This is a genomic window from Virgibacillus sp. Bac330 (assembly GCF_003667845.1).
Classification (GTDB): Bacteria; Bacillota; Bacilli; order Bacillales; family Amphibacillaceae; genus Virgibacillus; species Virgibacillus chiguensis.
In genome coordinates this window covers 1584927-1610569 of the sequence record NZ_CP033048.1, presented here as the reverse complement: position 1 = coordinate 1610569, position 25643 = coordinate 1584927, and the positions used below count along the sequence as shown (strand labels likewise).

Here is a 25643-nt window from a genome sequence, read left to right as displayed (position 1 = left end):
TGCAATTTGTTGCGCATACCTGCAAACTATTGCAGGTCAGGTTTTGCAATTTGATGTTTTTCCATTTTATAGTAAAGATTTCGGATTGAAATTTGCAACGACTTGGCCGTTTTTGTTTTATTATAATCATTTTGCTCATATACTTGCGCAATATAATTTCTTTCATATTCTTCCATTGCTTGTTGTAAAGATGGAGAGCTTGTTTGAAGTACTGGTGAAAAACTCGGTTTCCTCTCCTGATTTTCTAAATGAGGCAGATGGGATTGTTGAATTGCTTTTTCTTGTATCCCCATATAAATCATGGCTCTTCCTATTACATTTTCTAGTTCACGAATGTTTCCTGGCCAATGATAATAATTTAAATGAGTTATAGCTTGCTCAGAAATGTGTTGCACGTCTCGTCCGTAATCTTGATTAATTTTTGTAATAATATGCTTCGCAAGTAATGGAAGGTCAGAAAGCCTCTCCTTTAAAGATGGAATAAATATAGGTAAACGGTTCAATCGATAATATAAATCTTCGCGAAACGTTTTTGCCATAATTGCTTTTTCGAGATTTACATTAGTTGCTGCAATCACACGCACATCAATCGTAATTGGAGTCGTCCCTCCAACACGTACAATTTCATTTTCTTGTAACACTCGTAATAATTTTGCTTGCATGTGTAAAGACAATTCACCAATCTCATCTAAAAATATACTCCCGTTATTTGCTTCTTCAAAAAAACCTTTTTTTCCGCCTCTTTTGGCACCAGAAAAAGCTCCTTCTTCATAGCCGAACAACTCACTTTCTAATATCGTTTCAGCAATGGCGGCGCAATTAACGCGTATAAATTTATAGTGTTTACGGTCACTTTCATTATGAATGGCGTGAGCAAATAATTCTTTTCCAGTACCAGATTCGCCTCGAAGTAAAACAGTAGCAGGTGTTCTAGCACCTACTTTCGCTTGCTCTAAAGCAATTTTCATTTCTGGAGAAGTACCAATAATATCCGTAAATGTATACTTTGCTTCCAAATTACGTATAATCTGTCTTGCACGCTTTAGTTCATTGGTTAATGACTGCACTTCGGAAATGTCGTGAAGTACACCGACACTGCCTTTTAATTTACCATCTACAATTACAGGAGCAACGTTGACATATACTTCTTTTTTATTTGGGCCAACTTTCATTAATACTCCTCTTATGGGTCTTCTTGTTTGTAAGACCCTCATATGTACACTCTCTCCCTCAGAAATATCCGTAGTTGCTGGTTTGCCAATGACGTCAGAGGCAGCTAATCCAGTGATTTTAGTATAGGCAGGATTTATCATTAACCCAAGACCTTGTTCGTCTACAACACTGATTGCCTCATCAGAAGAATGAATAATTGCTTCTAACATCGTTTTAATTTCTTTTAAGTCGGTGTTTTCTTCTGCTAAATGTACGACTTCCGTAATATCTTTAAAAACAGCAAACGCACCTAGTAGACTATTGTCTGACCGTATAATTGGAATCCTTGTTGCAATAATCTGTTTCCCGTTTTCTAAAGTTAATTTTTGATTTATTTCCTTTCTACGGTTTTTTAACACTTCAGTAAGACGTGTACGATAAATGACTTTTTCTATATGTTCTCCTTCAAGTAGTTTCTGCTTTGAGGTGTTAATAATCTTTTCTGCACTTTTATTAACAAAAGTGATAAACCCATTAGTATCGACGACAATCATGCCATCACGTATATTGTTTAATATCAACTCTTGATTTAGCATTTGTAGTTCTATTTCTTCTAACAGCTCTTGTTTTTCATCAAATAGCTCAGAAATGATATAAGCAACTGTCCCTGGAATAATTACTGTCCTTCGATTACGTCGCTGTAATAGTGCTTCTAATACAAATTCATTACCAGTTGCTTCAATGATAATATCAATATTTTCATCAATCCAATTTTTCCACGAACGCCCTATAGGAATGTCCCATTTTTCTGCCGCTACTAGACCGGGAGCAGACGAATTCGTGTCCACGATAGCTACAACTTTCATAGTTTGAGTAGCATGGAGAATTTTTAATATTGCACTCCCGCCTTTACCAGCACCAACAATAAGAACGCGTTTCATTCCATCCCACCTTGCATTTTTTTGCATACTTTTATCTTACGTTAGTCTGCAAAGTAATGCAATATGTGTATTTCATTTATTTCTATAGCCAATCTTGAAGTGGTGTTTTGCTTTATTCCTTTTTCTGTCCTTTTTTGCTATACTATATTTGACAATAATGAAGGAGAATTTTTAATGATCCGAATCATAGCCATACTTATTTTGTTTATCCCAGGTTTAATAGCTGCTATAGGCATTAAGTTAATGAGAGACACATTATTTGCTACTTTCTATCCGATATTTTTACATAGTAGTATTCAGTTCATTATTGGGCTTATACTATTCTTGGCTGGACTTGCTTTCATAGGCGGTTTCATTATACACAGGGATCGAAAACGACAAAAAAATCAGCAACAAAAAAGAAATTGTTATGCAAATGGGGACTAAGTCTCCATTTTTTTAATTGTAGTCATTTAACATTACGATCTACATACTTTACCGTCAATTTAAAGTAAGTACATTCATTTTTATTCTTTATAATGTGAAAATAAACAGAATTTATGATATGATGAAAAATAAAAAATTAGCGGGAGGAATTCACACGTGAAAGTTGCAAAATTTGGAGGAAGCTCTGTAGCTAGTGCAGAACAAATAGAGAAAGTTGCCAACATTATAAAAACGGACCTCCAAAAGAAATTTATTGTCGTTTCTGCTCCAGGTAAGCGACATAAATCAGACCAAAAAATGACGGACATGTTTATTCAATTATGGAAAGCAAACCAACAGAAAGCTTCTTTAGAGCCATTTATTGATCCAATTATTAAAAGATTTACTGAGATTGTGGAACAGTTAAGCTTGTCTTTCACTATTGTGGGCGAAATTAAACAATCCATTAATAAGCTATTACATATGGAGGAAGCACCTATTAGAAAATTAGATGCTTTAAAAGCAATTGGTGAGGATAGTTCAGCTAAAATTCTTAGCGCGTACCTTACTTCAATTGGTTTAGAAGCACGTTACGTAAACCCTCGCGAAGCTGGTGTAATGGTCAGTGATGAACCGGGTAATGGCAAAATATTGCCAGAAAGTTTTGAGATGATATATAAATTACGCTCTACAAAAGGTATTTCAGTTATCCCTGGTTTTTTTGGATATACAAATGATGGAAAATTAATCACATTTTCACGTGGTGGTTCTGATATTACCGGATCCATTATAGCCGCCGGAGTTAAAGCGGATCTATATGAAAATTATACAGATGTGGACTCTGTTTACGCAGTTAATCCTTCCATCGTAGACAACCCTAAAAAAATAACAACACTTACGTATAAAGAAATGCGTGAATTGTCTTATGCAGGATTTTCGGTGTTTCATGATGAAGCATTAATACCTGCATATCGGGAAAAAATACCAGTATGCATTAAAAATACAAATAATCCGCAAGCAACTGGCACATTCATTGTTTCTGAGAAAAAACCAAGCGAAAAATGTGTTGTTGGCATTGCCAGTGATACTGGTTTTTGCAGTATTTATATTAGTAAATACTTGATGAACAGAGAGATTGGTTTTGGACGTAAAGTCCTCTCTATATTAGAAGAGGAAAGTATTTCCTTCGAACATGCTCCTTCAGGTATTGATGATTTATCGATTATTATTCGGGAAAAACATTTACCTCTAGAAAAAGAAAAGCAAGTATTAGAACGTATTCAAAAGGAGTTATGCCCTGATTTAATTTCTATTCATCGTAATCTCGCTATGATTATGATTGTGGGGGAAGGACTTGTGCGTACAATTGGTGTCGCTCAAAAAGCAACGTCCGCCATTTCTAGTGCGAATGTAAATATTGAGATGATTAACCAGGGGTCATCAGAAGTTTCTATGATGTTTGGCATTATAGCTGACGATCTAGAAAAAGCTGTTCAATCATTGTACAATGCTTTTTTTGTCAAATAAGATCTTTTCATTCAAAAAAAACATATCCCTCCAAAATATAAGGGATATGTTTTTATTTGAAAATTTTTAACTTGCTTTATGCTCTAACCGTAAATGGTCAGCCACCATCGCAATGAATTCTGAATTTGTTGGTTTTGCTTTCGAAATGCTGATTGTATATCCAAATAAGGCAGAAATAGAGTCAATATTCCCTCTACTCCACGCTACTTCAATAGCATGACGAATGGCACGTTCAACACGTGAAGCAGTAGTATTGTATTTCTTAGCTATATCTGGATATAAAACCTTTGTGATAGAACCAAGCAGCTCAATATCATTAAATACCATCGTAATGGCTTCTCGTAAATACATGTAACCTTTAATATGCGCAGGAACTCCTATTTCATGAATAATGTTGGTGATACTTGCTTCTAAATCTTGTTTTTTCCTTTCTTTTCGCTGAACTTTTGAAACACCAGCAGAGTAAGAGGAACTGCCCTGTACTTGTCTTATTTGTTCAGCTAAATTATCTAAATCAAAAGGCTTCAAAATAAAATAAGCGGCACCTAAATCTACTGCTTTTTTCATCACTTCTTCTTGCCCAAAAGCTGTAAGCATAATGACGTGTGGAGGATTCTCTTTCGAAGAACGTAGTGTGTTCAGAACAGCAAGTCCATCCACATGTGGCATAATGATATCTAGAATTAAAACATCTGGTTCCAAATCATCCAGCATGGTCAAGCAATCTCTTCCATTAAACGCTGTACCAATAACTTCAATGTCAGCTTGTTCTTCAAAATAATCTTCCATAAGCTTAATCAATTCCCGGTTATCATCTACTAAACAAATTTCAATCTTTTCCACAAAACTCCTCCTTTTATGTAGTACATTACTTCTCTTTATTCTACATATTCTACATAAATGTAAATTATCCTTTTTTTATTTAACAAACATTGGTTTTTTTTAGATTTGCTTTATTTTGCTTAATATTTCTCTAATAAACGACTACATTCGATAAATTAACCCAGATGTTTGTCGAATTATATTTGCAGTTTTAATAAAAAGCGCTATAGAAACAATAAATTAAATAACATGCACCAACTATATTCGATAGATGCCTGCCCTAGAGAAAATTTTTTCACTTAAATAAGTATACCACAATTACTTCAATTTCTTGGCTTTGTCCAATTTTCTTTTCTCGCATCGTAAAAAAGACTTGATTTGGAAAAAATCCAACCAAGCCTTTCATTTAACTTACTTTTTTTGGTGATGAAGTAGCTGTATTAATACCAGCTTCCTCTAGCATAAACTTAATGTGAACACCATACCCCGATGTAGGGTCATTTACGAATACGTGAGTGACTGCCCCGATAATTTTGCCATTTTGTATAATAGGACTTCCACTCATCCCTTGTACAATTCCACCTGTTTTGCTGAGCAATTCCTTATCTTTTATTTGAATGACCATTCCTTTTGTTGCTGCATTTTTCTGAGGAACACTGCTAACAACTTCGACTTCGTACTCTTTTATCTCTTCCCCGGCAAGTACTGTCAAAATTTTTGCAGGCCCTTCTTTCACCTCGTTAGGTTGAGCTATAGGCAATGGTTTTTTTATTTCCTCTAAATTTTGATTTAACTTTCCAAAAATACCAAATGCGGTATTTTTTGTAATAGATCCAATCTTATCTTCAGTTGCTGAAAAAGTGGCTTGTTTTTCTCCTGGTATACCATTATTTCCTTTTTCAATGGAAGTTACAGAAGATCGTACGATAGAGCCATTATTAATTTCTATAGGTTTTTGGGTATCCATATCGGAAATGACGTGACCTAAAGCTCCATATTTTTTTGAATTTGGATCATAAAAAGTCATCGTGCCTATTCCTGCAGCAGAGTCTCTTATATATAATCCGATTTGATAATTATTTTCTTTTTCATCTAGAGCTGGCTCTAATTCGGTAGAAATTGTTTTCTTTCCTCGTTTTAATTTTATATCCAACGCATTTTTTGTTTGTCCGGCTTGTTTTACAAACGGTTTTACATCTTTCATTTTTTTAACTTCTTTGCCATCAATTTCTAAAATAACATCGCCGACTTGAATATCTGCTTTTTCCCCAGGTGAAACTCCGCCCGTTTTTCCCTTTACTAAATGATGACCAACAACGAGTACACCCTTTGTTTGTAACTGAACTCCAATGGATTGTCCACCGGGTATAATTTTTATTTCTTCTCTTGATTGTGCTTTTGTTTGTTGAATAGGTAAGCCAATAATTTGATGAAGTGTAGAAGTATCTTCTGGATTCATGCTAGTTGCTGTGGTTGCTGCTTGTGTAATTTGACTTTCCGCTTTAAATAGGTTTGTAATAACAGGAAGCGCAAGTAAGGCAAGCATTGTCAAAAAGCATATACCGAAACGTAATATTTTGTTGTGCTTTGTTCGCAAGTTCATTCACTCTCCTCTTTTCATACCCAAACCACCTTTTATCTGTACCTTTAATTTAAGCTTTTTGTCGATGATTTAAACTGGTGAAAGATAAGCAAGCTTGCCTAACATTACCTACAGCTTTTTTATTTGTTATGTATATTGCTTTTGAAGAAAACAAAACTAATTTTTTATCTTTTTCACATAGTATAACTAAACGATACAATCTAATTTGGCGCATTGATTCTTGAAAGCCAACCGTTTTACTTATACTACAAAGTCATTTTTACCAAAAGAAAAAAGCCAGATAGTTTATTTTCTGGCTTTTTGTTATAAATTATGCTCTTTTCCTTTAAATTGAATCACCATTTCTAACATCTCTCTAGCATGATTCACCGCTGATTCTGTAAGCTTTGTACCTGTAATCATTCGAGCAAGTTCATTAATTTGCGCTTTTTGGCTTAATTCATAAACAGTGGTGGATGTTCGTTGATTTGTTACCTCTTTCTCAATTAATTTATGTGTATCAGCCATAGCTGCGACTTGGGGTAGATGTGTAATGCATAAAACTTGTGACTTTTGTGAGATGTGATATATTTTTTCAGCAATCGCTTGTGCCACTCTACCGCTTACTCCAGTATCTACTTCATCAAAAATGACACTTGTAACACCTTGATGTTTAGCAAATATTTTCTTCAAACTTAACATAATCCGAGACAATTCTCCTCCAGAAGCTACTTTATTTAAAGGTTTGGGAGGTTCACCTGGATTGGTGGAAATCAAAAATGTCACATCATCCATTCCATTTTTATGCAAATGATTCTCTGGCTCTTCTTGTGGTTCTATATTCTCAGCAAACTGAACCTGAAATTCCGTCTTTTCTAAGTAAAGGTCTTTTAATTCCTCATGAATTTCCTTCGTCAAAGCTTTTGCCGCTTTTTTTCGGATATCACGCAATTCTTGAGCTTCCAAAAAAGCATCCTTGGCTTTTTCTTTTATTTGTTGTTCGAGTTTAGATATATGAGAATCTTTATTGCTTATTTCTTCTACTTCTTCTTCTATCTTTGCCATATAAGTCAACATATCCGAAACCGTAGGACCATATTTTCTTTTTAAACGATTAATTTCATTTAAACGAGCTTCAATTTCATTTAGGCGTTCTGGGTCAAATTGCAACGTTTCAATTTGATTTCCTAAGTCATGGGTCAATTCTTCTAACCCATAGTAATAATTTGCAATATCTTCTGCTTTTTGTGCTAGAGAAGCGTCATAATTACTGTTATCTTGCAATGCTATTTGCGCCTGATTTACCCAATCAAGCCCTTTCTGTTCGCCATAAAGAGAATTGTAAGCAAGCTGTAAGGATGAATAAATACGTTCAAAATTAACTAAAGTATTCTTTTCCTCTTCCAATTGCTCGTCTTCATTAGGTTGTAATTGAGCTTCTTCCAATTCCCGCAACTGGAATTGCAACAAATCTAATCGTTGAGCTGTTTCTTGTTCATTTTCACTCAATTTACGATAACGATTTTTTAGTTTAGATAATTGGTCATATAATTTCAAGTATTCTTTTTTCGCCTTATTAATTAATTCAGGCTGGTATAAATCCAACAAATCTAAATGATGCTCAGGATTCATAAGGGACTGTGTTTCGTGCTGACTATGAATATCAATTAATGTCCTTCCAAATTCACGCAGGACAGCTAAAGTTACTAATTTGCTATTAACCCGACAAATACTTTTCCCATTTGCTGTTATAGTGCGTCTAAGCACAAGTTGCTGGTCTTCACTTTCAATGCCATACTGCTCACAAATGGTATATACAGGGTGTGATTCATGGTCCAAAGTAAATAAACCTTCAATATCTGCCTTTTTAGCACCGTGACGGACAAATTCAACAGAACCTCTACCTCCAGCGAGCAATTGAACCGCATCAATAATAATGGATTTACCAGCTCCCGTTTCACCTGTTAAAACGGTTAATCCTTCATTAAAAGTAACGGAAAGCTTGTTGATTATCGCAAAATCCTGAATAGACAATTCCGTAAGCACGTCATAATTCCCCACTTTCGTATTACAACATCTCGATAAAACGTTCTTTTATCGTTAAAGCGTCTGCCTCTGTTCTGCATATAATTAAACAAGTATCATCACCACAAATAGTACCCATTATTTCTTCCCAATCTAACTGGTCGATTAAAGCTCCAACAGCGTGAGCATTTCCCGGAAGTGTTTTGAGTACGATAAAATGGCTTGCATAATCAATTTTAACAAATGCATCCATGACTAAACGCTTTAATTTATCTAATGGATTAAAGCGTTGGTCTGCAGGTAAACTGTATTTATATGTTCCATTTGCCGTTGCTACTTTTACCAAATGTAATTCTTTAATATCTCTAGAAACCGTTGCTTGTGTTACATTATAGCCTAAGTTTTTCAACCGATCTACAAGTTCATCTTGCGTTTCAATTTCATTATCGGTAATTAATTCCCTTATCTTTATATGTCGTTGTATTTTGCTCATCGGGTGCCTCCATTTCTTAAACTTACACGATAAGAAAGTGCAATCTTAAATATTATAGCAAACAGATACACTTAGATCATGCCTCTTACGCTGTGCTAAAAATGTTAAGATTAGTTATTGTTTTTTTCGAGCCAATGCTTCATGTGCTTCAGAAACTAAGCTTTTAATTTCGAAATCAGAAAAAGCTTTAGGAAATGGTCTATGTTTTTCCCAACCTAAATGCAACAAAAACTCGATATTCCCATCTCCTCCAGTTATAGGAGAAAAAGTTAAATCAAATACCTGGAATTTTTCTTGCAATGCAAAGTCAATAATCTGTCTTAAAACAGCTTGGTGCACACGACTGTCTCGAACAATTCCTTTTTTGCCCACTTGCTCTTTTCCTGCTTCAAATTGTGGTTTAACTAGTGCAACAACATCACTGTTATTTTCTAATAAATGCTTTAAGACTGGTAAAAGTAAACGTAGTGAAATAAATGAAACATCAATAGAAGCAAAATTTGGTTTACCGTTTTCCAGCATATCCACCGTAACATAACGAAAATTTGTTCGTTCCATTACAATAACCCGGTCATCATTTCTGAGTTTCCAATCAAGCTGATTATAACCAACATCAATGGCATAGCATAAGGATGCACCATTCTGCAATGCACAATCTGTAAATCCACCAGTAGATGAACCTATGTCCATTACAATTTTATCTGTTACTGTAAGCGAAAAAGTCTTTAGCGCTTTTTCGAGCTTTAAACCTCCACGTCCAACATAAGGTATTAATTTTCCTTTTACCGTCAAATTTATCGATTCATCCACTTGCATTCCTGGCTTGTCTAATCTTTGTTGACCAGCAAACACAAGTCCAGCCATAATTAAACGCTTTGCTTTTTCTCTTGTAGTGGCAAGTGATTTTTCTACTAATAACACATCAAGTCTCTTTTTACTCATACAGGCAAATTCCCTTTTGTTAATTTTTAGGTAGTACGCTTATTTTAAATTTATTTTCCATAATAGAAATGACTTTTCCCGCAAAAAAAATGATTTTCGTTGAAGCATTTATCGCAAAAAATTTGCCCATTGCTTTTCCACCAACTGTTAGGGCGGCGACAACACTTGTTAGCACTACAGAAATGATAATTTGAATGGAAGACCCCTCACCATAACCTAAAATATTGGCCATTTGCAGTACTACAATTGCTGAAGCCGTTCCACTTACAATTCCAGAAATATCACCAATAACATCATTACAAAAACTGGCAAATCGATCGGCATTTCTAATAATAATCACTGCTTCTTTTGCCCCAGCTACTTTTTCTGCAGCCATCGCATGGAATGGAGCCTCATTAGCTGCTGTCGATGCTATACCTAACATATCAAAAATAACACCAACGAAAACGATAACAAATACAATAAAAAGGCCGATAAACCAAGCAACACCACTTAATATTGAAGAAGATATAACTGAAAAAATAGCCGCTAACACAAAAGTGATAACGGCAATAGTTAAACTAAATTTAATCGATCGTTTTACATGTGATTTCATTTCATACCTCATTATTTTAATACTTTTACGCTATTTTATACTATGTATAACAGGAATGGTCATTTAAAAGGTAAAAACTGCGGCTTAGGTCCAGTAGGTTTTCCCAAATGGTTACCCCGTGTTACCACAAAGGTGGTTCCCCTTTAAAACCATCTTAGCTTTGTCACCAAGAGCTAGACTGGATTACCACTTAGTCCACACTATAATCCCTTTTAAATGTCGAATGAACAGTCTAGGAGATTTCCTCAGCAGTTCTTAACCGTCCCCTAGCCTCTTTTGCAGTGCTGATTTCATAGAGATTACAACATAAAATTAGTGGCCACCTAATTTCATGTTTTATTGCCCTAATCCCCTCAGTCACCACTCAAGGCAGGCTACGCTGCATATTAGGTGTCCCTTACCGTCTACTGCAGGTTCATACCCCATTCCATAATGACAACTAGGCTTAGCTATTACTACAGAGATGGGCCTCCGCGGAAATCGGGTCAACGCCCACATGCCTTTGTGGATCGCCCGATAACCTTAACTCCCAGCACAGACCCAAAGCTGGGCGCCTCAAGCCTGCACAAGGAACTTCATCGATGTGCCCTTTGGCGAATTTTTAGGCTCGCCTTCAGGTACGGAGAACTGACTAGAATACTGCACCATTCCTTATTCTACATAAATTATATCATATATTTTAGAAAAAAACTATGGGTTAATAATCTCTTTGACCAAAATAAATGGCTAAATCCATTAAATTAGAATTTTCTATGCCTGCAGCTTGCAGAGATTCTTTTGCTTTAAGAAGATATTGTTCTTTTTTCTCAATAGCACCATCTATACCAAGCAATTTTGGGTACGTACTCTTTAAATTAAGCGCATCACTACCTACCGGTTTACCTAGCTTTAATTCGTCACCAGTAACATCCAATATATCGTCTTGAACTTGAAAAATAAGCCCTAAATAAGAAGCAAAAAGTTGTAATGCGTGCAATTGCTCCTCTGTAGCCCCTCCTAGGTATGCTCCTGCATAGACAGCATAGCGAAGTAACTCACCTGTTTTTAAAGTATGTACACGTTCAAGTTCTTGTAAAGTAATCGCTTTATCTTCTGCTTCCATATCTAAAATCTGTCCAGCGACCATGCCTTTAGGACCGCTCGACTCAGCCAATAGCGCTATTAATTCTGCTTTTTGAACAGCTGTAAGTTTGTCATCTTTACTTATTATTTCAAAGCTGTAGGTCAACAAAGCATCGCCAGCTAATACAGCTGTAGCCTCACTAAAGGCTTTATGATTGGTTAATTTACCTCTACGATAATCATCATCATCCATTGCGGGTAAATCGTCATGAATTAATGAATACGTATGAATCATTTCTAGTGCTGCAGCCGAACTTAAAGCTACAGTTATATCCTTTTGAAACGCTTCATAGCTTGCAAGTAATAATATTGGTCTTAACCGTTTACCGCCAGCTTCTACTGAATAAGTCATTGACTGCTTTAATGCAGGAGGAACTTGTAAAGCTTGCATATACTTTTTTAAAGCATTGTCTATGAATTGTTTTTTTTCCTCTAAATACATCTCCATCGTTCGTTCCACGTTTATTCTTCCTCCTGAAGTGGGAATCCTTCTAATTCTCCCTGTTCGTTCATAATTTTGGTCATTTTTTCTTCTACTTGGTTTAACTTATCCGTACAAAGTTTCGACAGCTTCATGCCATCTTGATAATAGCTAATTGCCTTTTCTAAAGGAACGTCTCCTGTTTCCAGCTTTTCTACAACTTCCTCTAACTGTTGCATCGCTTCTTCAAATGATAATTCTTCCTCAGTCATTTTGGCTCTCCTCCTTTGTTTCTATAACTTTACACTTTAAAAGTCCATCTGCTAAACGTAAAGAAATCGCATCCTCCCGTTCAACAGCATGCACAGACTTAATAATCTGTCCTGTACTTGTATAAGGAATAGAAAATCCCCTCTTCATTATTGCTAATGGATTAAGCAAGCTTAATTTATCCATTTCATTATGAAGTTTTTTTACCTTGTCTGTATGTAGTTGTTTCATCACCATATATTGTTGTTTCACTAATTGTTGAAGCTGTTGTTTTCCTCTTTCTACTTGTTTTCCAGGATGTTGAACGGTGAACCGAGCCCATAAGTGCTCGTAGGAATTATTACTTGCTTCCATCGTATGTAACATCGCTTTTTGTAATTGCTCTATTTTCCCATCTAATTCTTGTTCTTTTTGTTTCAGCAACTGATAAGGGTAGCGAAAAGCATATGACTGTTTAAGTCTAAAAAGGTGTTTTTGCTGTTGTTTCCATTTTTCTTGCATATCTTTCGTCGCCATGCGTTTTAGTGTAACAATCTTATCTTTAAGATCTTGACTCGACGGTACAGCAATTTCTGCAGCAGCCGTAGGGGTTGGGGCTCGTAAATCAGCTACAAAATCACTTATTGTCGTATCCGTCTCGTGCCCAACCGCAGAAATGATAGGAATGTTAGAATGAAAAATAGCTTTCGCCACTATTTCTTCATTAAAACTCCAAAGCTCTTCAATCGATCCGCCGCCTCTTCCAACAATTAACAGGTCAAAGTCTCCCTTTTGATTGGCAATTTCAATGGCCTGTTTAATGGAGCGAGCAGCTGCTTCTCCTTGAACTAATGCTGGAATGACCGTTAACTCAACAATAGGATAGCGTCGTTTAATGGTTGTAATAATATCTCTTACAGCTGCTCCTGTTGGCGACGTAATAATACCAATATTTTTTGGTAATGGAGGGATATTTTTTTTGACATAATGATCAAAGTACCCTTGTTTCTCTAACTTTTCTTTTAATTGCTCAAAAGCAACATACAGCGCGCCAATACCGTCTGGTTCCATTTGTTGAATATATAGTTGATATTGCCCATATGCTTCAAAAACACTAATTTCTCCCTTAATTAAAACATTCATTCCATTTTCAGGTTGAAATTTTAATGAACGATTATTGCCTGCAAACATTACTGCTTGAATTCGTGATCGATCATCTTTAATTGTTAAATACATATGTCCTCTAGAATGGTGTTTAAAGTTGGAAATCTCACCTCGAAGCCATACTTGGCGTAAATGGGGATCCACATCCATCTTGCGTTTAATATATCTAGTTAATGCCGTAACAGTTAGATAATTATCCTTCACGGTTCTCCAACCTTTTTGCTGCTTTAATCGTGTTCTTTAAAAGCATAGTGATCGTCATAGGACCTACTCCACGAGGAACAGGAGTTATAAATGATGCCTTTTCTTGTACAGAGTCAAAATCTACATCACCAGTTAATTTTCCGTTCTCTAAACGATTCATCCCTACATCAATCACGGTAGCTCCTTCTTTAACATAACTAGCATCAATCATATTCGCTTTTCCTACAGCAACAACAAGGATATCAGCGATTCGTGTAAATTGCTTCAGGTTTTCTGTTTTAGAATGACAAGTGGTTACTGTGGCATTTTCGTTTATCAACAGTTGTGCCACTGGCTTTCCAACAATATTACTCCTTCCTATAACAACCGCGTGTTTTCCTGCTATAGAAATATTTTTTGAGCGAAGCATCGTTATAATTCCGTATGGTGTACATGACAAATATGTATCCATTCCTGTCATCATTCTACCAATGTTAATTGGATGGAAGCCATCTACATCTTTTTCAGGAGATATAGTTTCTATTACCTTTTGTTCATCGATATGAACTGGTAATGGTAACTGCACAAGTATCCCATGGACATTTGTATCACCATTTAGCCTATGTATTTCCTTCAAAAGATCTGATTCGCTTACTGTTTTTGGTAATTCAATAATATGAGAGCCTATTCCCGTTTCACCACAGGCTTTCTCCTTTCCATTCACATAGGATCGAGATGCAGGGTGATCCCCAACAAGGATAACAGTAAGTTGAGGATGAATACCACCTGTTTTCAACGTATCTACTTCCTTTTTCATTTCTTCCTTTAGTGCTAATGACAAATCTTTCCCGTTAATAATTTCTGCAGACAATGCAACTACCCCCTTCAAATTTAAACTTTTATAAAAACCGCTTTACTACCAATCAAACAAGATTAAAGTTACGAGGAATTATCTGAACCACCATTTTCCAACTATAACAAATACTGATTTAAGGGTGTTTATAATAGGCTTGGTGATGGTTACTCACTAATGCGTGATAATACACCGTTAATAAATTTACCAGATTTTTCATCCCCAAACGTATTTGCTAACTCAATGGCTTCATTAATAGAAACACTTACAGGAATATCTTCTACGTAGCGTATTTCAAAAACTGCAATCCGCAATATTGCTTTTTCAACAGACGCAATCCGTTCTAAGCTCCAATTCTCTAGTTTCTCACTAATGATTTTATCAATTTCTATTTTATAGTTTATTACTCCGTTTACAAGTAAATTTAAAAAGGCGTCCTTTCTTACTTGTTCATCCAGATGTTCCATTTCATGAATGGATTGTATTTCATTCATGTCAATAGAAAATATGATTTGCAATGCCTTCTTTCTAGCTTCATGTCTATTCATTCCTTACTAACTCCTTTAGTTCATCTCTCCCAAAATCATAACACGATTCCAATAGCAACGCTACAATCAACCTTTAATTGCTATATCCAAAATGCATCATACTATTTTCCAACAAAACTCTATTGGAAGAGCTAAGATATTGTCGAACATTTGTGAAAAACAGGGTTACGTTACCCTGTTAATTATATTATTTTTTAAAAATTTTATCTTTTACGAACCAAATATTGGGACACTATGATTACAAATAACCTGACCTACGCCAAGTTTTTCTGACGAAATTATGCTATATATACTCCCGCTGCTTCCCTATAGCAGAAGAAAACGCCCTTCATGAGACATATTTTTCATGAAGGGCTTTCTAATAGAATTATCACTACAAAAAAGATTTAACTGTTTGTTTTTTCCGTTGCTTCTTCTGGAGAATCCATTTGAATGCCAACAACGTGAACATTGATTTCATCAATTTCTAACGCAGTCATATTTTTCAAAGTTTGTCTAATATTTGTTTGTAACAACTGCGCCACATGTGGAATAGATACACCAAATTGTAAAATGACATATAAATCAATAACAATTCCGTTTTCTGTTAATTCTACTTTTACCCCTTTACTATGTGCCTTCTTACCAAACCGTTCAGCTACACCAGAGGCAAAGTTTCCTCGCATAGCGTAAAGTCCATCTATTTCTGAAGCGGCTAAACCTGTAATAACTTCAATGACTTCTGGCGCAATCTCGACCTTACCTAAACTGTCATCACTTACGTTTAATAACGGTTGTTCACTCATACACTCAACTCCTTTATTCATCTTCGTCTTGCGTTATAGGGTTTTCTTCAAGAAATTTTGTATTAAAGTCACCATTTATAAAAACGGGGTGCTCCATAATTTTATGATGAAATGGTATTGTCGTATGCACACCTTCAACAATAAACTCATCCAAAGCTCTTTTCATTCGATGAATTGCTTCTTCTCTAGTTTTACCGTACGTTATCAATTTAGCAATCATTGAATCATAATAAGGAGGTATTCGATACTCTGGGTAAACAGCAGCATCTACTCGAACCCCTAGACCCCCAGGTGGCAAATACATATCAACCTTTCCAGCTGAAGGCATAAAATTCTTAAAGGGATTTTCAGCATTAATACGACATTCTATCGCCCATCCGTTAAAAGTAATGTCAGACTGAGAATATGCTAATACTTCGTTATCGGCAATCTTGATCTGTTCTTTTATTAAATCAATACCAGTAATTAATTCTGTCACAGGGTGCTCGACTTGTATGCGTGTATTCATCTCCATGAAATAAAATTGATGTGTTTTGCGATCAAAAATATATTCAATAGTTCCAGCGCCTTCATAGCCTACAGCTTTTGCAGCTTTGACCGAAGCTTCTCCCATTTTTTCCCGGATTTCTGGAGTGATTGCTGGAGATGGCGCCTCTTCTACAAGTTTTTGCAACCTACGTTGAATGGAGCAATCCCGTTCACCAAGATGGATAACATTCCCATGTCTATCAGCTAAAACTTGGATTTCCACATGTCGGAAATCTTCAATATACTTTTCGAGGTAAACACCTGCGTTACCAAAAGAAGTCTCTGCTTCTTTTTGAGTTATATCTACCCCTTTCGTTAATTCTTCCTCGTTTCGCGCTACTCGTATTCCTTTACCGCCACCACCAGCAGTTGCTTTAATGATGATTGGATAACCGATCTGATTAGCAATTTCTTTTGCTTCTTCTACATCATGGATGATTCCATCTGAACCCGGAACGATAGGAACATTAGCTGCTTCCATTGTTTGCCTAGCTACGTCTTTTATTCCCATTTTTTGAATGGCCTCAGGCGTAGGACCAACAAAAGTAATATTACATGCACGGCATATTTCAGCGAAATCGGCATTCTCTGCTAAAAAGCCATAACCTGGATGAATAGCATCTACACCTGTCAGCGTAGCTATACTCATGATATTTGTAAAATTTAAGTAGCTATCCTTGCTTTGAGTTGGCCCAATACAATAAGCTTCATCAGCCAATTGCACATGAAGAGCTTCACTATCAGCTTGGGAGAATACAGCTACTGTTTCAATATCCATCTCTTTACAAGCTCGAATAATTCGAACAGCAATTTCCCCTCTATTTGCGATCAGCAGTTTTTTTATCACACTTTACATCCCCTTACTTTGTACTAACTCGAAATAGCGGCTGACCATATTCTACCAACTCACCATTTTCTACTAATATTTCGACAATCTCACCTTCAACTTCTGCTTCAATTTCATTAAATAATTTCATTGCTTCAACAATACAAACAACGCTTGACTTATCAACTTTACTACCTATTGAAACAAAGTTTTCTTTCTCTGGGGATGGAGCTGCATAAAATGTTCCTACCATAGGTGAAACAATTTCATGATCATAATCTACTGTGCTTTCTTTTTGGGAAGATGCATCTTGTGTATTTTCTCCACTCGCTTTTTCTGATTCTATCTGCGCTACTGTTTCAGATACATTTTGTTCAGGTATATTTTTAGGCTGTACTTGTCCATTTGTAGAAGATTTTTTTAATGAAATAGAAGCTCCGCTTGTTTCATACTTAAATTCTTCAATAGACGTTTGATCAATTAACCTTATTAATTCCTGGATTTCTTGTACATTTAACATATATTCAAGGCACCCCTTCATTTTCTAGCTTATTATTAGGTACTAATAACTCCTGTTAATATTTTACGATAAATGATAAACAAACTTCAAGATATATTATGAAGAGATGTCATACAAATGGCTTGTATTTTTATTATAACAAACTAAAAATGGAAAGCGAATGAAAAGCGAGTCAGTCCGATTACTACTCCATAGGGTGCGCTGCCTATTGGTACAACTTACCTTAACAGACGTTTTTATGATGAATGGCTCCTTATTAGTCGGAGACACGATTAGTAATAAGAAAAATGCGAGCACTTAACTGACTGTAGCTTTTATATAACTATAAGCCTTCATTTTATAGCAGAACAAAGGCGAAAGCGCCCGTTCAGCAACGTAGCGACTGGAACGAATCAACTAAAGTTTTAGGAATCACGGTGAGGAACGAACCGATGATGACTTATCGTAGGGCAATGAAGTGAAGTCGCCTAGTTGCTGGGCGCTGGAGCCGGACGTGGCTAAATAACTTAGTAAGTTTATCCACAGCTGCTAAATTTTATAATTTCCTAGACGATAAAAAAATCCGGGCTTCCCCGGATTTCAATCATCTATTCTGTATCTTTTTTCGTTTCTCCTTGAGAAGGCAAATACGATACATTTACTTTTTTATCTCCTAATTCATCTTTGACCATTTGAATAATGGAAACAGCTTCTGATTTTGGAAGATTTTCTTCAACCTTCACTTGAACGGTTACACTATCATCTTCAGATCGAACAAGTACATCTTCGTAGTTGGCAGAAGCTACAATCGTTTCTTCCAAAATCTTTTCTTTTGATGCCAAGTCTTCCATTGCATCAATTTCTTGTAAAGCTTCATCCTTTTCAACAGAACTAGCGGAGCTCGAAGCAACGATATCGGTTAATCTCTCTTTTTCCATGTTACGTTTATCTTGTAACTCCATACGAATTGTCGTAAATAATTCATCTTGCCCTACATTAGAAATCTCATCTACTTCGGCATCATCATTAGCTTCTGAGTCAGTTGGAACCGCTTCTTCCTCCTTCGCATTTTCTTGTCCATCATTGATATAAGCTAAATCTTCACTATCAGGCGAAGTCATATAATAAACACTTAATAAAATCATTAAACTTAGCATTGTTAATAGCCACACGGTTTGTTTTTTTAACATTTAAATTCCTCCCCTAATTCTTTGGCATTACAGACACTCGGTGGGTTGGCACATCTAAGACACGGGAAACAGCTTCGACAATCCATTTTTTTACTGTGGCATGATCAGCTCCCTTAGCTACAACAAATACTCCTCTGACTTCCGGCTTTTTCGTTTGAATGAGTAAAGGGACTTCCTTTTCACCTTGCCGTACTAAAACTGTTTGTGTTTCTTCCGTACCATCTTCAATTTCTCGAGTTCCCCCATTCGTATCCGTTTCTTCAGTAGTCTGTTGCCCTTTAATTAAGTTTTTCTCATATACTTTAATACTTGTAGATTCCAAATTGACCATGACTTCAGCTTCACTAACGCCTTGGATTTTATTTATCAATGTTTGTAAGTCCTTTGTATAAACGGATTCCAGCTCTTCGATATTTGACGTTGTTGCCTCCTTTGGAGATGCTGTTTCTTTTGAATTCGGTTCACTTACCTGTTCCGTTGGCTGTTGGATCGGCTCTTCCATATCTGTTTCTGATGAAGTCGAAAAAATATTACCAATAATTAACAACATTACACTGACTAAGGCTAAAATGATCATGTAACTCCATTTTTTAGGTGGTTTTTTTCCATCTTTTTGAAAAAATTCTTTTAATTTCTCTATCAAGGTGCCCCTCCCTCCCATTGTAAAAGTAGCTTTTTTTGCTCCATTTCCCATAGTTCGGATAGCTTATTCTCTATGTCCTTCAATTCGTTATTTTCTTTAGATACATCTGGGCTGTCTGAATAAATTACTACATTATCAACGTTTCGCACTGCTCCCTCCCCATTTTTTAATTCATTCACATACACAATGACTTTATCCAAATTTTCGTATGACTTATCTTTTCCATTTGCAAACTGAAATTGGATATCTGTAATTTCTGTTTGAAACGCTTCGTGAAGTGGATCTTTTGCTATTTCTTTTAATTGGACAGCCATTTGTTCTAAAATATATGCATCTTGTGTAGCTTCTATTTCATTTTTTTGTGTTTTAATGGCATTATCTAGAGATTTATTTTGATTCATTTCTTCAAAAACACCTGATAGAGAGCTTTCCACTGCACGTTGGACATCAATTTGAAAAATATAAAATATAGGCTTTAACAAAATTAATATAAGGATAAGTCCGACGACGAGCTTCATGTATTTTTTCATGGAATTAGCGGGAATAACTAAATCTATGATCGTAGCTAGCAGGATAAATAGAATGATTTGAGTGACCCAGTCAATAACTATTTGCAATTCAAGCCCGCCCCCCTATCTTAAGAGCAAAGTTACATTACTAGCTGCAATGATGATGACAATTGCCAAAAAAAACATAAATGATACTGCTAGTAAACACGCAAGAATAAAAACAATATATTTACTAATTGTATTCAATGTGGTAATAACTGGCCCATCCGCAATCGGCTGTAAAATTGCGGCAGCAACTTTATAAATTACTGCAATTGCAAAGATTTTTAATGCCGGAAACAAAGCGATAAACAGTATAATAATTAACCCTACAATTCCAATTGCGTTTTTTAACAATAGGGATGCGCTTAATATCGTATCTGCGGCATCTGTCATCGTACGACCTACAACTGGTATAAAGTTTCCGGTTATAAATTTTGTTGTTTTCATCACTACCCCATCTTGAATGGCACTTGCTGTTCCTTGTACTGACATGATGCTTAGAAAAATGGTAAAGAATACACCTAAGGTGCCAACTGCAATGGATTTAAATAGATTTGCTAAATGCGTTACCTTATAGTGCTCTGTTAAGCTACTGACTATCACTAACAAAGCCGATAAAAACAAGAGCGGCAAAACAAAATTAGCAACGATGAGACCACCTGCATGAATAAGAAAGATAATAATGGGATGAAAAAAAGAAACTGCCACAATATTCCCAAATGAAGCCATTAACCCTAAGACTAAAGGTAAGAGAGCAATCATAAAACTACTCATCGTATCTATCGCATCTTTGGTGTAGGTCACTGCTGAATAGAAGCTATTTAAAGCCAGAAAAATGAGCACGATATATACAACAAAGTAAGCGACTTTACTTACGGTACTTGTCTCAAATGCATTATGCATCGTCTGTAGCATTGCCGAAAATAAAGTTAACATTAAAAGAGAGCCTAATAATTTCCCATTTAAAATTAGTTCATGAAATAAGAATTCTAGAATACCAATAATAATAGATTGAGGTGACAAAGAATCTTGATTTTTAATAAATTCATATACACTTGTTTTTTCGAGTTCTGGTAAATATCCACCATATTCATTTACTAACTTACCCCAATATGCTTGTACTCCCTCCAAAGAAATTTCTTCTAGCATGTTAGTTTGTACAGTGTCTGATTCATTAGATGTCGTTTCTGCTATAACTTTTTCATAACCCAGAAGGCAAATAACGAAAGTACATATAAGAATGATCCCTATTTGTTTACCATTCATGCACGATAAAAACTCCTTCCTAGGTTTATTTCTCGTACTACAATACATTTCATACAGTAGGTATAAATTGTAAAATTGCTTCTATTACTGCAGTGATTATTGGTATAGCCAGTAACAAAATAAATAATTTTCCTGCAAGTTCAATTTTATTGGCTACGGAATTTAATCCTGCATCTTTTGTAATATTTGCTCCCAATTCAGCAATATAAGCGATGCCGATTATTTTCAAAATGGTTTCCAAGTACATTCCATCTACTTGAGCTTTTGCACCTAATGTTTGAATCAACTGAAATATATGATTGATTTGTTGTATGATAGAAAGGAAAATAACTATCCCTGTAAGTAAAACGACAAAAAATGCAAATGTCTGATTAACATTTTTTAAAATGATGTAAAGCAAGCTAGCTACTAGACCCAATGTTACAATTTGTAAAATATCCATTACACACTACCCTTGATAAAGAAAAACAGATTTAATCTGCTGAAAGAGATCTGATAGTCCATCAATGACTAATACAAGAACAATAATAAAGCCAATTAATGTGGCAAACTGGGCAATTTCTTCCTTACCCATTTGCTTTAAAATGGTGTGGATTAAAGCAACAATAATGCCAATTCCAGCAATTTGAAATAAAATCGTCGCGTCTGTAAACATAGGGAAGAACTCCTTTCACACTATAAAAGCAACAATACGATAAACACACCACATAATACACCTAAACTTTTTGTCATTTTCCCGTATCTTTGATACTGTTCATTAGCGGCTTCCAGCTCCCTTTCCAAATGACTGGCTGCCAGTTGAATATGCTTTTGCTGTTGGAGAAAATCATGTTTTCCAAGTGTTTGTCCAAATTGAAGCAATATTTCTTTCTCGTTTTTTCCAAGACACGATATATCCATAAATGTTTCTAAACTATTCTCCCAGACAACTTGAAAATCTTTACTCTCATAGTTCATGTTTTTATACAAGCGGTCAAAAAATGCGTGGATTGGAAATGGTGTCTGCTTTTGGATTGTGTAAAAAGCATCTTGAAGTGGTAAATGGCTATACATCATTTCAGCCTCAAGTATTTGTAAGGCATTTTTCACTTGCCTTATATGCTTAGGACGATTAGCGAGTCGATTACTCCATTCAAACCCAATCCACGTTGTTGTAGCAATAAATAACATTGCTCCTACCCAAATCATGTTGCGTACCCCTCCATTTTTGCATACGATAAATTCCTATGATTCGAATCAAAAATTGTATATGTGTATTGCAACGGAGACTTTTGATGAAGAAGAACAAAGCGGTTAAAAATTCCTTTCTCAAGTAATGCTTGCACGCCAGGGCGACGTTTCAATTCTTCTAATGAGTATCCATGTACAGAACATATCACAACAACACCTGCATGAAGGGCTTCTAACAATGCCTCAACATCTTTTTTACCGCCAATTTCGTCGACAATTAAAACTTCAGGTGACATAGATCGAATCATCATCATCATTCCTTCTGCTTTTGGACAAGCATCCATCACATCTGTTCGCAATCCTAAATTGTGTTGCGGTATTCCTTTAATAGAAGCAGCAATTTCGGAACGTTCATCGATAACTCCAACTTTGCATGGTGAAATATGTTTCCATCCACTGGAGATGATCCTTGTTATGTCGCGAATAAGCGTAGTTTTTCCAGTTTGTGGGGCACCAACAATTAACGTATTCATATACCCATTATGATATAGGTGCGGCATGAGCTTATTAGCAGCCCCAAGCTTTTGTTTAGCAATTCGAATGTTTAAAAACGTAATATACTGGATCGCCTTTACAGATCCATTTAAAGTGTTTACTCTCCCTGCCAGACCTACTCGATGTCCTCCTTCAATAGTCATATATCCTTCTCGTAATTCTTCTTCCATTCGATATAAAGAGTAGTCACTTAACTGCTGAATAATATGCACAAAATCACGCTTGTCCGGAACTAGAGAAGAAAGGTGCTCATAGGAATGATTAAAAATAAGTTCAATTGGTTGCTGTAACCTTAGTCTAATTTCTTGCAATGTTTCCCATCTATTCGTAAGTGCGCATTCTATCTCTTTTTGTAATCGTTCAGGAAAAAGTCTGCTTATTTCAATCATTAGCCTCTTCCCTCACTTTTTGAATTTCATTTATTAGTAAATGTATGCGCAAATAGAAGGAATATGACTTAATTGTAAATGATAAGATAGAGTAAAATGTTTCAATTTTAAAATATATACAATGATAAGATAACAAACAACGTATGAGGAAGGACATACGACAACTTCGCTTACCACAGTTCTGCTATGACTATATTTATTTTAATAGGGTGAAATTAATTTTATTTATTCTATATTCAGATAATATTTTATTTACTAATCTATGTTGAAGCACGTCTGTTAGAACTACTTCGCTTATATTATTGTCAGCCTACATAAGAAATGCCTAAGCGTCTGCTACCTCAAGAGTTAGAAAGTGTGAGCTAAATAAGTTTAAACTGCCATCCTAGTACCTAAAAGGGATACGAAACAAGGCGCGGAGGTTTTTCTCCCCCCACGCCTTGTATCTGCCTCTAGCGTAAAAAAAACAGCCTACCACAGGCTGCTTTTTTTACGCTCTTGATACATATTTTCCGTCTGATGTATTAATAACCAAAACGTCTCCTTGATTAATAAAAAATGGTACTTGTACTGTATGTCCTGTTTCTAAAGTAGCTGGCTTCGAACCCCCACTTGCTGTATCACCTTTAATACCTGGTTCTGTTTCCACAACTTCTAATTCCACGTTATTTGGAAGCTGCACACCTAGTACTTCACCCTCATAAGTTACAATAGAAACTTCCATATTTTCTTTCATAAATTTTAATTCATGTTCAATTTGGCTGCTGGAAAGCTCTATCTGTTCATACGTATTTGTATCCATAAAAGCATGCGCATCACCAGAAGCATATAAGTATTGCATCTTCTTCGTTTCAATATGCGCTTTACTTACTTTTTCTCCTGCCCGAAATGTTCTTTCTTGTATATTACCATTACGCAGGTTTCGAAGTTTTGAACGAACAAAGGCAGCTCCTTTACCAGGCTTTACATGTTGAAATTCCATTACTTGCCAAACACCATTGTCTACTTCTATTGTTAATCCTGTTTTAAAATCGTTCACTGAAATCATTGTCTGCCTCCTGTTATAACTGAATTAATTCTTTTGGTGCCAAAGTTAGTCGTTCATTTCCTGTTTCAGTTAAGACTACATCATCTTCAATGCGGCATCCACCGACTTCTGGGATGTATATACCTGGTTCTACAGTAACAACCATCCCCTTTTCTAAGGGCTTTTCAGATTTAAATGACAACGAAGGAGCTTCATGAACTTCCATACCTAGTCCATGTCCAGTTGAATGACCGAAAAATTCTCCATATCCGTTTTCTTTTATATAATCCCTCGTTGCTGCATCTGCTTCTTTACCAGTAACCCCAGGTTTAATAGCGGTTACTCCACGTAATTGAGCCTCTAGAACAATATGGTAGATGGAATGTAATTGGTCATTAATTTCCCCTACTGCTACAGTACGAGTAATATCAGAACAATAGCCTTGATATAATGCACCATAATCCATTGTCACTAGTTCCCCAGATTGAATTTTTTTATTCGAGGCAACACCATGTGGTAAGGCAGAACGATATCCAGAAGCTACGATAATATCGAAGCTTGATGAAGTCGCGCCTTGCTTACGCATAAAAAACTCCAATTCATTAGAAATATCTATTTCTCTTACACCAGGCTTAATATAAGATTGAATATGGTCAAATGCATCATCTGCTATTTTGGCAGCTTTTTTCATGATAGCTAATTCATCGTTTGTTTTAAAGATACGTAAAGATTCAACCATATTGTTTACAGGAATTAGTTCGACTTCAAATGTGTCGTTAAACGTTGTGTACTCACTATATGTAACATGATCTTGTTCAAAACCCAGTTTCTTAATGCCCATATTTTTTAGCTGTTGTTTTATTTCTTCATTTAATCCCTGCTTATGTTCCACTACTGTAAAATCAGCGATTTGTTCATTTGCTTGATTTGTATAACGAAAATCAGTAATAAACCGAGCATCTGTTAAGCTAATTAAAGCAACACCCGCAGTACCAGTAAAACCAGTCATATAGCGACGATTTATTCCACTCGAAATCAAGATACCATCTAATTTCTTCGCTTCTAGCGCCTGTCTTAATTTGGTAAGCTTACTCATTTTCTCATCCCTTCATCTTCTATATTTTCCACAGGAAAATCGACTGTATACAGTTTATCATAAACAGCACCATTTGAATAATATAACCTGCTGA

At 35.7% G+C, this 25643-nt stretch carries 27 protein-coding genes; 2 read left to right on the top strand and 25 right to left on the bottom strand.

Features of this window, described 5'->3' with window-relative positions; genetic code table 11:
• Positions 1-26 precede the first annotated feature (26 nt).
• Positions 27-2093, bottom strand: a complete 2067-nt coding sequence (locus tag D9780_RS07495; RefSeq protein WP_073004320.1) for a sigma 54-interacting transcriptional regulator — start codon at positions 2091-2093, stop codon at positions 27-29.
• A gap of 174 nt (positions 2094-2267) precedes the next feature.
• Between D9780_RS07495 and D9780_RS07490 the strand changes: the two genes are divergently transcribed.
• The gene (locus D9780_RS07490) at positions 2268-2519 is read left to right on the top strand and encodes a DUF2627 domain-containing protein (protein ID WP_073004322.1); all 252 of its coding nucleotides are present in this window, start codon (positions 2268-2270) and stop codon (positions 2517-2519) included.
• Between the two features lie 156 nt (positions 2520-2675).
• The gene (locus tag D9780_RS07485) at positions 2676-4025 is read left to right on the top strand and encodes an aspartate kinase (protein ID WP_121639755.1); all 1350 of its coding nucleotides are present in this window, start codon (positions 2676-2678) and stop codon (positions 4023-4025) included.
• A 66-nt stretch (positions 4026-4091) separates the two neighbouring features.
• Here the strand turns inward: D9780_RS07485 and spo0A are convergent, their stop codons facing one another.
• From spo0A to D9780_RS07365, 24 genes are all read right to left on the bottom strand, one after another.
• Positions 4092-4868: a sporulation transcription factor Spo0A gene (spo0A, locus tag D9780_RS07480; RefSeq protein ID WP_073004325.1), complete on the bottom strand. Its 777-nt coding sequence runs from the start codon at positions 4866-4868 to the stop codon at positions 4092-4094.
• A 385-nt stretch (positions 4869-5253) separates the two neighbouring features.
• Entirely contained in the window at positions 5254-6450 is a 1197-nt protein-coding gene (gene spoIVB / locus D9780_RS07475) for a SpoIVB peptidase (protein WP_073004327.1), read from the bottom strand.
• Positions 6451-6753: 303 nt separating this feature from the next.
• Entirely contained in the window at positions 6754-8475 is a 1722-nt protein-coding gene (gene recN, locus D9780_RS07470; RefSeq protein ID WP_116277001.1) for a DNA repair protein RecN, read from the bottom strand.
• A 22-nt stretch (positions 8476-8497) separates the two neighbouring features.
• On the bottom strand, positions 8498-8947 hold the full coding sequence (gene ahrC / locus D9780_RS07465; protein ID WP_073004330.1) for a transcriptional regulator AhrC/ArgR: 450 nt from the start codon (positions 8945-8947) through the stop codon (positions 8498-8500).
• Between the two features lie 114 nt (positions 8948-9061).
• The gene (locus D9780_RS07460) at positions 9062-9889 is read right to left on the bottom strand and encodes a TlyA family RNA methyltransferase (protein ID WP_121639754.1); all 828 of its coding nucleotides are present in this window, start codon (positions 9887-9889) and stop codon (positions 9062-9064) included.
• Positions 9890-9908: 19 nt separating this feature from the next.
• Positions 9909-10484 (bottom strand): hypothetical protein, encoded by a 576-nt coding sequence (locus D9780_RS07455; protein WP_121639753.1) that lies wholly within the window; start codon positions 10482-10484, stop codon positions 9909-9911.
• A gap of 697 nt (positions 10485-11181) precedes the next feature.
• Entirely contained in the window at positions 11182-12066 is an 885-nt protein-coding gene (locus tag D9780_RS07450; RefSeq protein WP_371413711.1) for a polyprenyl synthetase family protein, read from the bottom strand.
• Positions 12067-12068: 2 nt separating this feature from the next.
• On the bottom strand, positions 12069-12299 hold the full coding sequence (locus D9780_RS07445) for an exodeoxyribonuclease VII small subunit (RefSeq protein WP_073004335.1): 231 nt from the start codon (positions 12297-12299) through the stop codon (positions 12069-12071).
• The gene (gene xseA, locus D9780_RS07440; protein ID WP_121639752.1) at positions 12292-13644 is read right to left on the bottom strand and encodes an exodeoxyribonuclease VII large subunit; all 1353 of its coding nucleotides are present in this window, start codon (positions 13642-13644) and stop codon (positions 12292-12294) included. Before xseA ends, D9780_RS07445 begins: the two co-directional genes overlap by 8 nt.
• Positions 13634-14494 carry a bifunctional methylenetetrahydrofolate dehydrogenase/methenyltetrahydrofolate cyclohydrolase FolD gene (gene folD, locus D9780_RS07435; protein ID WP_073004339.1) on the bottom strand — a complete coding sequence of 287 codons (861 nt, stop codon included), beginning with the start codon at positions 14492-14494 and terminating at the stop codon, positions 13634-13636. The genes xseA and folD overlap by 11 nt, the downstream gene beginning before the upstream one ends.
• A gap of 149 nt (positions 14495-14643) precedes the next feature.
• Positions 14644-15024: a transcription antitermination factor NusB gene (nusB, locus tag D9780_RS07430; RefSeq protein ID WP_116276996.1), complete on the bottom strand. Its 381-nt coding sequence runs from the start codon at positions 15022-15024 to the stop codon at positions 14644-14646.
• Between the two features lie 386 nt (positions 15025-15410).
• Entirely contained in the window at positions 15411-15809 is a 399-nt protein-coding gene (locus D9780_RS07425; RefSeq protein WP_073004342.1) for an Asp23/Gls24 family envelope stress response protein, read from the bottom strand.
• 13 nt (positions 15810-15822) lie between these two features.
• Entirely contained in the window at positions 15823-17184 is a 1362-nt protein-coding gene (accC, locus tag D9780_RS07420) for an acetyl-CoA carboxylase biotin carboxylase subunit (RefSeq protein WP_121639751.1), read from the bottom strand.
• A gap of 13 nt (positions 17185-17197) precedes the next feature.
• Positions 17198-17683 carry an acetyl-CoA carboxylase biotin carboxyl carrier protein gene (gene accB, locus D9780_RS07415; RefSeq protein ID WP_073004345.1) on the bottom strand — a complete coding sequence of 162 codons (486 nt, stop codon included), beginning with the start codon at positions 17681-17683 and terminating at the stop codon, positions 17198-17200.
• A 587-nt stretch (positions 17684-18270) separates the two neighbouring features.
• Positions 18271-18852, bottom strand: coding sequence for a SpoIIIAH-like family protein (locus D9780_RS07410; RefSeq protein WP_073004347.1), 582 nt, complete (start codon positions 18850-18852; stop codon positions 18271-18273).
• 13 nt (positions 18853-18865) lie between these two features.
• The gene (gene spoIIIAG, locus D9780_RS07405; RefSeq protein WP_084723498.1) at positions 18866-19495 is read right to left on the bottom strand and encodes a stage III sporulation protein AG; all 630 of its coding nucleotides are present in this window, start codon (positions 19493-19495) and stop codon (positions 18866-18868) included.
• A complete protein-coding gene (gene spoIIIAF, locus D9780_RS07400) occupies positions 19492-20112 on the bottom strand; it encodes a stage III sporulation protein AF (protein WP_073004348.1) in 621 nt (206 codons plus the stop codon). Before spoIIIAF ends, spoIIIAG begins: the two co-directional genes overlap by 4 nt.
• Before the next feature lie 15 nt (positions 20113-20127).
• Entirely contained in the window at positions 20128-21312 is a 1185-nt protein-coding gene (gene spoIIIAE, locus D9780_RS07395) for a stage III sporulation protein AE (RefSeq protein ID WP_073004356.1), read from the bottom strand.
• A gap of 49 nt (positions 21313-21361) precedes the next feature.
• Positions 21362-21754 carry a stage III sporulation protein AD gene (gene spoIIIAD / locus D9780_RS07390; protein ID WP_073004358.1) on the bottom strand — a complete coding sequence of 131 codons (393 nt, stop codon included), beginning with the start codon at positions 21752-21754 and terminating at the stop codon, positions 21362-21364.
• Between the two features lie 6 nt (positions 21755-21760).
• A complete protein-coding gene (gene spoIIIAC, locus D9780_RS07385) occupies positions 21761-21967 on the bottom strand; it encodes a stage III sporulation protein AC (RefSeq protein WP_021291150.1) in 207 nt (68 codons plus the stop codon).
• Positions 21968-21987: 20 nt separating this feature from the next.
• Positions 21988-22500 carry a stage III sporulation protein SpoIIIAB gene (gene spoIIIAB, locus D9780_RS07380; protein WP_116276991.1) on the bottom strand — a complete coding sequence of 171 codons (513 nt, stop codon included), beginning with the start codon at positions 22498-22500 and terminating at the stop codon, positions 21988-21990.
• Positions 22497-23426, bottom strand: coding sequence for a stage III sporulation protein AA (gene spoIIIAA / locus D9780_RS07375; protein ID WP_073004362.1), 930 nt, complete (start codon positions 23424-23426; stop codon positions 22497-22499). The genes spoIIIAB and spoIIIAA overlap by 4 nt, the downstream gene beginning before the upstream one ends.
• A 490-nt stretch (positions 23427-23916) precedes the next feature.
• Entirely contained in the window at positions 23917-24474 is a 558-nt protein-coding gene (efp, locus tag D9780_RS07370; RefSeq protein WP_073004364.1) for an elongation factor P, read from the bottom strand.
• Between the two features lie 13 nt (positions 24475-24487).
• Positions 24488-25549, bottom strand: coding sequence for a M24 family metallopeptidase (locus tag D9780_RS07365; RefSeq protein WP_073004366.1), 1062 nt, complete (start codon positions 25547-25549; stop codon positions 24488-24490).
• Positions 25550-25643: the final 94 nt, after the last annotated feature.